Below are 11,619 nucleotides of genomic sequence, written 5' to 3'. Positions count from 1 at the left end.
CGGGTGCTCCCGATTCCGAGTCGAAAACCCCTTATCCCACATCTCAAAGACGAGATGTGGGCACCCGCGCACTCAACGGTAGTTTTTTGCTTTTTGCTTCTTAAGCTCTCCGATCTTTTTTGCTTCTTAAGCTCTCCGATCATGATCGATTCTCACGCCCATCTCGACAGCCCGCGCTACGACGAAGACCGCGACGCCCTGCTGGCTCGCGCCTATGACGCCGGCGTGCGCACCATTCTCTCCATCGGCATCGGCGAGGGTCCCGGCACCATGCACCAGGCCGTCGATCTCGCCCGCCAGTATGCGGGCAAGCCGGGGGTTCCAAAGATTTACGCCAGCGCTGGCGTTCACCCGCACGAAGCACAGCAGGCCGGCGAAGCCGCCTACGCCAAGCTCGATCATCTGCTGCAGCAGCCAGAGGTTCTGGCCTGCGGAGAAATCGGCCTCGACTACTTCTACGATCACTCGCCGCGCGATATCCAGAAAGCCGCGTTCTCGCGCCAGATGGAGATCGCCGCCGGACGCAAAAAGCCGATCATCATTCACTGCCGGCCTTCGGAAAACTCGACCAACGCCTGGGACGACACGCTGGCCATTCTCGAACAGCAGTGGAGACCGAGCGGTCTGGGCGGCATCCTGCATTGTTTTACAGGAGAGTGGAACCACGCCCGACGCGCCATGAATCTCGGCTTTCTGATCTCTTTCGCCGGAAATGTCACCTTCCCCAAGGCTCAGCCCATCCGCGATGCGCTGGCTCAGGTGCCGCTCGACCGGATGCTCATCGAAACCGATGCGCCCTTCCTGGCGCCGGTCCCCAACCGCGGGAAGCGCAATGAGCCGGCATGGGTGGCGCAGGTCGCGGCCAAGGTTGGAGAGGTCCAGGGCATCGCCGCCGAGGACGTCGCTTTCGGCACGACCAAAAACTTTCACCGCTTTTTCGGTACCATACCCGCTCAGGAAATTCATTCCTGAGACGGCGCCGGATGGCGGAGCGGATAATCTAATAGTAGGAGTAACTTATGGCAGCGGAAAATTCCTTCGATATCGTCTCCAAGGTCGATATCCAGGAGGTACGCAACGCGATCGATCAGGCGAGCAAAGAAGTCCACGCCCGTTTCGATCTGAAGGACTCAAAATCGGAGATCAAGCTCGCGGAAGAAGACAAAGTTCTGCAGCTGGCCTCGGAAAACGAATACAAGCTCAAGGCCGTCATTGAAATTCTGCAGCAGAAAATGGTGAAGCGAGGCATCCCGCTCAAGAATCTCGAGTATGGGAAGGTTGAGGCCGCCACCGGGTCCAGCGTTCGCCAGAAGATTACCCTGCAGCAGGGCATACCTTCGGAGAAGGCGAAAGACATCGTGCGGGTCATCAAGGACTCGAAAAAGAAGGTCCAGGCGACGATTCAGGGGGATACCGTGCGCATCACGGGCAAGGATCGCGATACTCTACAAGAGGTGATTGCGCTGCTTAAAGGCAAGGACTTCGGCATCGACATGCAATTCACGAACTTCCGCTCGAATTAGTCGGGAACCAGTCCGGATAGTTCGGCCCCGATTCAAGGACCATAACGGAAAGGCAGCGAGAGCCCAGCCCGAGTGAGCACACTGGCCATAGCGACGGCAAAAGAAGTCTTCGACCTGCTGCATGACGACCTGCGCGCCATCGAGCGCGAGTTCGGCGGCGACACGGTTTCCTCGGTCGCCGCGATCACTGAGATCTCCGAGTATCTGCGCGAGGGCGGCGGCAAGCGCATCCGGCCTTCGCTGCTTCTTCTTTCGGCGAAAGCCCAGGGCTACACCGGCGGAGGCATGATTCGCCTGGGTGCAGTCGTGGAGATGGTGCACACCGCGACCCTGGTCCATGACGACATCATCGACGCCGCCGACACCCGTCGCGGCCGCCCCTCGGCGAACACCACCTGGGGCAATGCGAAGTGCGTGCTGGCGGGCGACTGGCTTTACATGCAGGCCTTCCGCGTGGCGCTCGAAGAGCGCAGCTTCCGCATCCTCGACCTGCTCATCGGCCTCACCCAGCAGATGGTCGAGGGCGAGCTGTTGCAGATGGAAAAGCTCGGCCGGTGCATCTCCGAAGACGAATACAACGCGCTGATCTACCGCAAGACCGCCTGCCTCTTCGAGGTCTCCATGCGGCTGGGGTCGGTGCTCGCGGCGACCGGTGTGGATGTTCAGTCGAACGGACATCTGCATTCCGATTCCGCGTCCACCCCCATCACCAGCATGGAAGAGCGCATGGGCGAGTACGGCCGCAGCCTGGGCATGGCCTTCCAGATCGTCGACGACGTGCTCGACCTGACCGCCAGCGAAGAGGTTCTGGGCAAGCCGGTGGCCAGCGATCTGCGCGAAGGCAAGGCCACGCTGGCTGTGATTCACGCCCTCGAAAATGGAACCGACGCTGAACGCGCCGCCATCCAGACCGTTCTCACCGATCAGGATTTTCATCGCGTGACTCATGCCGAAATATTGGCCATCCTCGGCCGTCACCGTTCGGTCGATTACGCGATGAATATCGCCTTCCAATACGCCGACGCGGCGCGCAATGCGCTTTCCGTGCTACCTGAGTCCGACTACAAGCGCGCCCTGCTGTGGGTTCCCGACTTCGTCGTGGCTCGCGACAAGTAGCAGTAGCGGACCTTCCACGCCAGCAGTGGCGCAAGAAGAGTGGGCGTTCGCATCTTCCCGAGGCGTAGCTCTAGGGCAACAGCCCATGCAAGGCCGACGTCTGCCTGTGATATTCTCAGCAGTCGCTATGGAGACCACACGCACTACCCCGATTCGCGTGCTCGTTGCCAAGCCCGGTCTCGACGGTCATGATCGCGGCGCAAAGGTGATTGCGCGCGCCCTGCGCGATGCAGGCATGGAAGTCATCTACACCGGCCTGCGCCAGACACCCGAAATGATCGTGAGCGCGGCGCTTCAGGAAGACGTGGATTGCATTGGCCTGAGCATTCTCTCCGGCGCCCACAATGCCATCGTGCCGCGCGTGACAGGTCTGCTCAAAGACCGAGGAGCCTCGGACATCCTCGTCGTCCTGGGCGGGACCATCCCCGAGCAGGATACGGAGTTTCTTCGCGCTCAGGGTGTAGCCGCCATCTTCGGACCCGGCACTTCGCTCGAGACGACCGTAAAATTCATCCGCGAGAATGTGAAGCCGCGCGGCCTCACCGTCGGTATCTGAGCCTTCAGAGATCCGGCCTATTGCCTCTGGAAAGAATCCTTGACCTGCACCGCAGGCGGCGGAGCAACTCCGTCTTCCGCGCCTTTTCCAGCACGCGCCTGCCAATCTTCGTAGGGCTGCTTGCCATCCGGCCCCGCTGCTGTGGGGGAGCCGGGCACAGGCGGCTGGCCTTCGGCATTGGCCGTAAAAGTTGCGTCCTGCTTGCCGGTAGTCGTTTCATCCGAGATCGGCATTAATCTGTGCTGCTTGTCGGTGCGTCCGGTTTCGCATCCCGCCATCAAGAATAAAGCGGCGACTGCCGCCAACGCCACGCCTGAGACCTTCGTAAAAGAAGACATCGTCACCCCATCGAATCAACGAATGGAAAAGCTTGAATAGATACGAGACGCAGCCGCGTACGCGCGGGTCGTCTTTCAATACGATGCAACTCTATCACCTCGGGAACAACACCTGCGGCGGCTTCAACGAGCGCCATCAGGCCGTGGCCGCTCCGAGACAGCCCCTTGAAATAATGCGATAAGTTGTTACTGTCGAACAGAGCTTCGAAATGTATCGATTCTTGCCCGCACAACTCCGGAAACAGCCGCTCGCACTGGTTGGAATCCTGCTGCTCGCCACCTTTGCGATCCTGGCGCTCTTCGCGCCGCTCCTGGCTCCGGACAATCCCGCGACCATCGATCTAACGCACCGGCTGTCACCGCCCACAGCCGCGCACTGGTTCGGAACCGATGAGTTGGGACGCGATATTCTCTCGCGGGTGATCTTCGGAGCGAGGCTGTCGCTGTCGATCTCGGTTTCAGTCGTGGCCTGCTCGCTCAGCCTGGGAATTGTCTTCGGCGGAATCGCCGGCTATTACGGCGGCGCGATCGATACCGCGATCAATACCTTCGCGATGAATGCCTTCATGGCCATGCCGGGAATTCTGCTGGCCATCGCCTTTGTTGCCTTCCTCGGCCCCGGCATGCTCAACCTGATTCTGGCTCTCTCCATCGGCGGCTGGGTGGGTTACGCGCGTCTGGTTCGCGCCCAGGTATTGGCCGTCCGCGAGCGTGAGTTCGTCGAGTCGGCACGGGCGCTGGGCGCGAGCAATCTGCGCATCTTCGTGCGGCACATTTTGCCCAACATCATTCAGCCTCTCATCGTTCAGTCGGCCATTGGAATGGCCGGCGCGGTGCTCGCCGAAGCCACGCTCAGCTTTCTCGGGCTGGGTGTGCCGCCGCCGACCGCCAGCTGGGGATCGATGCTCGACGAAGCACGATCGCATCTCTTCGACGCGCCGCACCTGGTCCTCTTTCCCGCGCTCGCCGTGATGCTCTGCGTGCTGTGCTTCAACTTCCTCGGCGACGCACTCCGCGACTATCTCGATCCACGAACCCGCCTCAGCGTAGGACTCTAGCGTGTCGCAAAAAATGTCGATCGGCGTTATCTCTGACACCCACGGCTTGCTGCGCCCCGAAGCGTTCTCCGCACTGCAAGGCTCCGATCACATCCTGCACGCCGGAGATGTGGGCGACCCGCAAATTTTGGAAGATCTGCGGCAGATTGCCTCAGTGACCGCCATTCGCGGCAACATCGACCGGAGCGGCCCATGCGCCCAGCTTCCTGCCATCGAGATCGTTGAGCTGGGCGGACTAAGTATTTACATGCTGCATGATCGCAATGACATCGACCTCGATCCGGCATCGGCCGGCATCGCTGCCGTCATCAGCGGACACTCGCACCAGCCGGCCATCAACAGGCACAAGGGCGTTCTCTACTTCAATCCCGGCAGCGCCGGACCCAGGCGGTTTTCGCTGCCCGTATCGGTAGGTTTCCTCGACATCGAGGACGGAAAAATCGAACCGCGACTGATCACCCTCGGATAACGCTCAATACGCGGCGGTGAAACGCCGCCGAATATACTTTGGCCGCTCCAATTCATCGACCAGCGCAATCGCATAATCCTCGGCTGAGATGCGGCTGTTGCCCTCCGCATCGACCAGAAGTGAATCCTCACCCAACCTGAACTTGCCGGTACGTTCTCCCGGCTGGATAAAGGCTGCCGGCGAGAAATACGTCCAGTCAATGTCCGACTCCTTCAGGAGTTTCAGAGCGTCGCGGTGGGCAATGGCAATCGCCTTCCATTGCTCCGGAAGATGGCCGGAATCGATCACGTCGACTCCCGGCGCGACCAGCAAGCTGCCCGCCCCGCCGACTACCAGCAGGCGCTTGGCTCCGCCCTCTTTCACCCCGGCAATCGAAGCGCGGATGGCGTCAAGCAACTCGCCGGCCGCGTCCGTTGGCGGAGCATAGGAACAGATCACCGCGTCTGCGCCCACAACCTTAGCCGCAACATCCTTCGCGTCCAGAACACTTCCCTGCAGGGCCTGTACGCCGGCATGCTGAGGAACTTTGGATGGGTTCCGTACGATTGCGGTTACACGATGTCCACGCGAAAGCAGCTCGGTAAGCACGCGGCTGCCGATCACACCTGTAGCACCATAAAGAACGACGTTCATCTTCGGAATCTCCTCGCAGTTCGATGGAGGTCGAAGCGCGATGGATACTTTATATGCGCTTCGCAGACGACCTGGCTCGAAGATTCGGCAATGGCGAGAAGATTTCTACGCTAGCGGATCGTTAGCCCGCAGCTCTTCGACGATTTCCGCCGCCGCCTTGCGCGCCTCGTCCGAGCGGTCCGGCGAAAACGAGATGGCTCCGACGCGGGCGTGGCCGCCGCCTCCATAGCGCTCGCAGATCGTCGCCAGGTTCAGCATCTTTTCCGGATCGGCCTTGGTCCACGGATTCGAACCGACCGACACCTTGGTGCGGAAGCTCGATTTCGAAAGACCGATCGAGTAAGTCGCCTCCGGGTGCAGGTAATAAGGGATGAACTTGTTGAATCCCTCCATCGGACGGTCGCTGATATCGAAATAGATCGTGCCCTGCCTGGATTCGGCGCGGCTGCGAATCAGAGAAATCGACTCCTGATGGCGCTCGAGCAACGGCGGCAACAGCTCCGCAACAAACGGCTCCTTCAAAATCTCGCCCAGCGGCATGGCCGTCAACAGCGGAATAAGCCGCGGAATAAACGCCGGGTCCTGCGTCGACTCGATCACCAGCGTCAGCTTCATGGCCGGTTCGGCCATCTCGACCGCAGCCTGAGGGCTCTCGTACAGCGCGCCGTCTACGATATCCGCCCAGCGGACCAGCTCCGCTACCGGCGCGGCGTTGAAGCCAAACTTCGTCGATGCAATATGCGCCAGAAAGCTGGTGCAGGAGGTGTACGCGGGATCGAAGAAGCGGCGATTGGTGAAGCTGCCGTCCTCAAGCCCCTGCTTGTATTGCTGCTGATCGGCGGGAGTAAGAAACGCGCTCAGATGATGGTCGAACCACCATGTAATCTTCGGCGACGGCGAATACTTGAAGTCGACAATCGCGTTTTCGTCGCCGGTGAAGTCCGCCTCGTTGAACAACGCCCCGGCGCGATGCACCAGGCCGTGATATTCGTAATCGGCGCCCGCAGTCATGCATTCGCGATGGAAACGAGTAAACAGAGAAGCCGAACAGGCCCCGTCGAAACACTTGTCGTGATAGAAAACGCGAACGTTCAAAAGCGGGGGCTCCAATGACGCAAATTTAAGATGCGGGAAATGATTAGGATTGCTGGGTCCGGGCGCAATGTCAAGGCGGCATGCTGCGATCCCGTCAAAAGCAGCTCCGCGGCAGAACAAGGCTCGCCCATCCGGCCGCGCCCAAGAGCGCAGAGGTCTCCGGAATCAAGCTCACCGGCACGATAGGCCGACTTCTCGCTTTCTTCACGTATTTTGCAGCCAGGGATCTCTTCGGCGATTTACTATGGATGCCGAATTAAATCGCTTTTCTCAAGGGATGGAAATGGCACTCTTCAAGAAACGTTCCGGGGCTTACCGTTCGCGGCTTTTTCTGCTCTCCTCTTCGATGGCCATGATTCAGTTCATTCAGCCGGCCGCTTTCCAGGCTCAAGGACAAAGTGCGGCTCCCATCACCGCCGATCAGGACCACCAGAACATGATGGATCAGCTTCACATCACCGCACTGCGCCCCGGTCCGAGCGGAAATGAAAAAGCTCCCGATCATGCGAATTACGATGAGTCCAAGGCCAATCCCTTTCCAGACATTCCCGACGCGCTGACCTTGAATAACGGCGAGAAGGTAACCTCGGCCAAAGTCTGGTGGGACAAGCGCCGCCCCGAGATCGTGGAAGGTTTTGAAAAATACGTCTACGGACGCATACCGGAGAATGTCCCGCATGTGACCTGGTCGGTACGCGCCATCGATAAGGAAGTCATCGGAGGCAATCCGGTCATCGCCAAGGATGTGGTCGGCCACGTCGACAACTCCTCGTATCCCCAGATCGATGTGAACATCCACATGACGGTGGTCACTCCCGCGAATGCCAAGGGTCCCGTCCCGCTGCTCGTGATGTTCGCACGCAGCGGCTTTCCCGAGCCGAATGAACCTTCCGCCGATCAGCTCTACCGGATCAACCAGGCGATGAAAGCTCTCCTCGTCGAAAAAGATCCCACGCTCGCCGACGTCCTGGCCCAGCATCCCGCCTGGGAGCCGCAGCTCCCGAAGCCCTTTGAATTTCCGCGCTATAACGAGGACGGCGACCCACCCAGCACCTGGGAGCTCCTCGCCGCCGGCTGGGGCTTCGCTCTGCTCGACCCGGCAAGCGCGCAACCGGATAACGGAGCCGATCTGACGCGCGGCATCATCGGCCTCGTCAACAAAGGACAGATGCGCACCCCCGAGCAGTGGGGAGCCTTGCGCGCCTGGGGCTGGGCCGCCGGACGCGGCCTGGATTACCTCGAGACCGATCCTGCAGTCGATGCGAAGCACGTCGGCATCGAAGGCGTCTCACGCTACGGCAAGGCAGCACTGGTCACCATGGCCTTCGATGAGCGCTTCGCGATGGTTCTCGTCGGGTCGTCGGGCAAAGGCGGAGCCACTCTGCTCCGCCGCAACTTCGGCGAAGCAGTGGAGAGCCTGACCGGCGGCGAATACTACTGGATGGCAGGAAATTTCCTGAAATACGGCGCTTCCCAGGCGTCCTTCGGCAGCGGGAATGCCGGTCAACTTCCCGTTGATTCGAACGAACTGATTGCGCTCTGCGCTCCGCGGCTGACCTTCATCAGCTACGGCATCCCGGAGAAGGGCGACGCGAAATGGCTCGATCACCAGGGCAGCTTCATGGCCACGGTGGCGGCGAGCCCGGTCTTCACGCTGCTGGGAGCCAAAGGACTGGACGACGCCGGAGACTATCACACCGCCAAGATGCCTCCCGTCAATGCCGGCCTCCTGGGCGGGCAGCTCGCATGGCGGCAGGATGATGGCGGACATACGGACGCACCCAACGTGAAGTATTTCATTCAGTGGGTGGACAAATTCATCGGCTACTCTCCCGCCAAACCATAAACGCGGCGGCCGCTGAGAAGCGAGGACGCTTCCTCGCCTCTCAGCGCAGCGTGTGTCCCCAAAAAGTACACAGCATGGCTTCCGAAGCGAGAAGTTTTGATCTGTTGAAGGAACGACTCAACTTCTCCCGGCGTATTCTCGTCAGAGGCTTCTGACGAGCCATGAATATTCCTCTAGATCAGAATCAGTCGCCCACCGAAATTGCGCCCCTTGCCAACCCGCCGCAGGATCACGGCATTGAATGGATCTTCTGGGGTCCGAACCGCCTTCGCGCCGGTTGGGGCATCTTTGCGTTTTTGCTTATCTTTGGCGTCCTGCTCGCCCTCGATATCATCTTCATGCGCTCCGTCTTTCACATCCTTCCGGGCGCCGGTGCCTTCACCGTGCGCCTGGGAATCATCAGCGAAGTTACGCAGGTTCTCTGCGTCTTCCTGGCGGCTGCGTGCATGGCTCTCATCGAGCGGCGCCCCGTCTTTTATTACGGTTTTCAGGGATCAGCTCGCCTGGTTCGATTCTTCTCCGGCCTCTTCTGGGGATTTCTCGCCATCGCAGTTCTAGTTTTTACGCTTTGGAAGGCTGGATTTCTCGCCTTCGACGGGCTGCAATTGCATGGCCCGGCCATCTGGCAATTTGCACTCGGCTGGGGCCTCGTCTTTCTCGGCACCGGATTCTTCGAGGAATCGCTGCTGCGCGGCTATGTGCAATACGCCATGACCCGCGGCGTGGGCTTCTGGTGGGGCGCGCTGCTCTTTTCTTTTCTCTTCGGATTCACGCATGGAGCCAACCCGGGAGAATCGCCAGCAGGTCTCTTCGCCGCCGGAGCCATCGGCCTGGTCTTCTGCATCAGCCTCTGGTACACCGGCTCGCTCTGGTGGGCGGTCGGCTTTCACGCCGCATGGGATTGGGGCGAGTCCTACTTCTTCGGCACATCCGACAGCGGACTGCTCGCGCAAGGGCATCTTTTCGGAGAGCACCCGCTGGGGAAGATCCTGTGGAGCGGCGGAGCCACGGGCCCCGAAGGCAGCATCCTGGCGCTTGCCCTGATTTTCCTGATTGCCATCCTGATGATCGCGTGGTGGGGAAGGCGGGTGCAATCACCCTTTGCCGGCAACGGCTGGGCACCGGCCTGGGTCCGGCAGCGGCGATTGGTGCACTAACTCGAGATCCCAAGGCAAAACTCGAATGTTCGCACCTGCCTTTAGTAGCTAAGACAGCGTCTTTTATTCTGTCTTTTCTCATATCCGATTTCCGCTACCCTAAACATTTCCTTTCAACGACGTCGAAGATAGAATGCTGGCACTTAAACAGTATTGGTAACTCCGTCGCCAGTCGCATCGTCAATATGCTAGAAAATGGCATCAAAACAAGTTCGAAGAAGCGCCCTCGGCTCCCCCTGTTCGATCTATGTGATGAGTCTGCTGTTGGAAGGTACGCCTGATGTCGTCTTTTCTCGACCGTGAATTTTCCGTTGCCCGTCCCGGCTTCAACCGGTGGCTTGTTCCCCCCGCTGCACTTTCTATCCACCTGGCCATTGGCCAGGTTTATTCCTTTAGCGTCTTTAAAAATCCATTACTCGCACTCAAGGCCGCAGATGGCACACTGTGGAGCTTGAAAGAAGTCGGCTACATCTTCTCGATAGCCATCGCCATGCTCGGGCTTTCTGCTGCGCTCTTCGGCAAATGGCTCGAGACCGCCGGACCGCGCAAGGCAATGTTTGTCGCGGCCTGCTGCTTCGGCAGCGGGTTTATGGTCGCCGCGGCCGGCGCGGCAACCCACACCCTGGCGCTGATCTATCTCGGCTATGGAGTCATCGGCGGAGTCGGTCTGGGCATGGGCTACATCTCGCCCGTTTCGACGCTGATCAAGTGGTTCCCCGACCGGCCTGGACTGGCCACTGGTCTCGCCATCATGGGCTTCGGCGGAGGAGCGATGATCGGCTCGCCGCTCGGCACCAGGCTGATGGTGTTTTATAAAGCGTCGGCCCATCCCATCGCCGCCACCTGGGTCACCATGGGCATCCTCTACTTCATCTTCATGATGTTCGGCGTCTTCACCGTTCGCGTGCCCCCCGGCGGCTGGAAGCCCCAGGGATGGGTTCCCAAAGCCGCGCGTTCGGCACTCATCTCCTCGCACAATGTGGACGTGAATACCGCCTTCGGGACGCCGCAGTTCTGGCTTCTCTGGGTAATCCTGCTCATGAACGTAACCGCCGGCATCGGCATCCTGGAACAGGCATCGCCGATGATCCAGGATCTCTTCCACGGCCATGTTTCGGCGATTGCAGCCGCCGGTTTTGTGGGCGTGCTGAGCCTCTTCAACATGGGAGGCCGCTTCATCTGGGCGTCGACATCGGACTTTCTGGGACGCAAGCCCACGTACATGGTCTTCTTCACCCTGGGCCTGATTCTCTATCTGGCGCTTCCCTACACCGGAACCAGTCACCTCGACTCAGTTCCGCTCTTCGTGCTCATCTCCGGCGCGCTGATCAGCATGTATGGCGGCGGCTTTGCAACCATTCCGGCATACCTCAAAGATCTCTTCGGCGTTTATCACGTGAGCGCGATTCATGGACGCCTGCTGACGGCGTGGTCGACGGCCGGCATCGTCGGACCCCTTATCGTCAACGGCATCCTCGATCATTACGTGGCCAATCACCTGCCGAAACAGCAGGCATATCCGGTGATCCTGCACATCATGGCCGGATTGATGGTGGTTGGCTTCATCGCCAATCTCCTGGTGCGGCCGGTCGCGGCCAAACACTGGCTGAAGATGGAAATCGATCCCAGCCACATCGAAGCCACTCACTAGGAAAAGGAGATTCCCTATGGCTACATCCGAAAATAAGACGTCGCCCGCGCTGGTCTTCGCAGCCTGGTTTGTGGTGCTCATCCCAGCGGCGTGGGGCATTTATTTCACATTGCTGAACGCGCTCAAGCTGTTGCAATAACTCAACCGCAGATCCTTCACGCGGTGCGGACCTAAGGA

General features: G+C 59.8%; 13 protein-coding genes. 10 read left to right on the top strand and 3 right to left on the bottom strand.

Annotated features, from left to right (window positions below):
• The first annotated feature begins 141 nt into the window (after positions 1–141).
• From XX99_RS00760 to XX99_RS00745, 4 genes are all read left to right on the top strand, one after another.
• A complete protein-coding gene (locus tag XX99_RS00760; RefSeq protein WP_050058043.1) occupies positions 142–972 on the top strand; it encodes a TatD family hydrolase in 831 nt (276 codons plus the stop codon).
• A 47-nt stretch (positions 973–1,019) separates the two neighbouring features.
• Positions 1,020–1,523 (top strand): YajQ family cyclic di-GMP-binding protein, encoded by a 504-nt coding sequence (locus tag XX99_RS00755; RefSeq protein WP_050057475.1) that lies wholly within the window; start codon positions 1,020–1,022, stop codon positions 1,521–1,523.
• 72 nt (positions 1,524–1,595) lie between these two features.
• Positions 1,596–2,639 carry a polyprenyl synthetase family protein gene (locus tag XX99_RS00750; RefSeq protein ID WP_050057474.1) on the top strand — a complete coding sequence of 348 codons (1,044 nt, stop codon included), beginning with the start codon at positions 1,596–1,598 and terminating at the stop codon, positions 2,637–2,639.
• Between the two features lie 127 nt (positions 2,640–2,766).
• Positions 2,767–3,195, top strand: a complete 429-nt coding sequence (locus XX99_RS00745) for a cobalamin B12-binding domain-containing protein (protein ID WP_050057473.1) — start codon at positions 2,767–2,769, stop codon at positions 3,193–3,195.
• Between the two features lie 17 nt (positions 3,196–3,212).
• Here the strand turns inward: XX99_RS00745 and XX99_RS00740 are convergent, their stop codons facing one another.
• Complete coding sequence (locus tag XX99_RS00740) at positions 3,213–3,533, bottom strand: hypothetical protein (RefSeq protein ID WP_050057472.1); 321 nt, start codon at positions 3,531–3,533, stop codon at positions 3,213–3,215.
• Positions 3,534–3,742: 209 nt separating this feature from the next.
• Here XX99_RS00740 and XX99_RS00735 point away from each other — a divergent pair, with 209 nt between their 5' ends.
• A complete protein-coding gene (locus tag XX99_RS00735; protein WP_050057471.1) occupies positions 3,743–4,591 on the top strand; it encodes an ABC transporter permease in 849 nt (282 codons plus the stop codon).
• Between the two features lies 1 nt (position 4,592).
• Entirely contained in the window at positions 4,593–5,060 is a 468-nt protein-coding gene (locus tag XX99_RS00730) for a metallophosphoesterase family protein (protein WP_311732198.1), read from the top strand.
• Between the two features lie 3 nt (positions 5,061–5,063).
• Here XX99_RS00730 and XX99_RS00725 read toward each other — a convergent pair whose 3' ends face one another.
• The gene (locus XX99_RS00725; protein ID WP_050057469.1) at positions 5,064–5,693 is read right to left on the bottom strand and encodes an NAD(P)-dependent oxidoreductase; all 630 of its coding nucleotides are present in this window, start codon (positions 5,691–5,693) and stop codon (positions 5,064–5,066) included.
• A 105-nt stretch (positions 5,694–5,798) separates the two neighbouring features.
• Positions 5,799–6,788, bottom strand: coding sequence for a hypothetical protein (locus tag XX99_RS00720; RefSeq protein ID WP_050057468.1), 990 nt, complete (start codon positions 6,786–6,788; stop codon positions 5,799–5,801).
• A gap of 283 nt (positions 6,789–7,071) precedes the next feature.
• Here XX99_RS00720 and XX99_RS00715 point away from each other — a divergent pair, with 283 nt between their 5' ends.
• From XX99_RS00715 to XX99_RS28265, 4 genes are all read left to right on the top strand, one after another.
• The gene (locus tag XX99_RS00715) at positions 7,072–8,634 is read left to right on the top strand and encodes a glucuronyl esterase domain-containing protein (protein WP_231581100.1); all 1,563 of its coding nucleotides are present in this window, start codon (positions 7,072–7,074) and stop codon (positions 8,632–8,634) included.
• A gap of 161 nt (positions 8,635–8,795) precedes the next feature.
• Complete coding sequence (locus XX99_RS00710) at positions 8,796–9,791, top strand: CPBP family intramembrane glutamic endopeptidase (RefSeq protein WP_050057467.1); 996 nt, start codon at positions 8,796–8,798, stop codon at positions 9,789–9,791.
• 280 nt (positions 9,792–10,071) lie between these two features.
• Positions 10,072–11,442 (top strand): OFA family MFS transporter, encoded by a 1,371-nt coding sequence (locus tag XX99_RS00705; protein ID WP_050057466.1) that lies wholly within the window; start codon positions 10,072–10,074, stop codon positions 11,440–11,442.
• 16 nt (positions 11,443–11,458) lie between these two features.
• A complete protein-coding gene (locus XX99_RS28265; protein WP_156185743.1) occupies positions 11,459–11,581 on the top strand; it encodes an MFS transporter small subunit in 123 nt (40 codons plus the stop codon).
• The last annotated feature ends 38 nt before the right edge of the window (positions 11,582–11,619 follow it).

Origin of the sequence: Silvibacterium bohemicum (genome assembly GCF_001006305.1) — a bacterium.
Lineage (GTDB): Bacteria > Acidobacteriota > Terriglobia > Terriglobales > Acidobacteriaceae > Silvibacterium > Silvibacterium bohemicum.
This window is presented reverse-complemented; position numbering and strand designations above follow the sequence as displayed.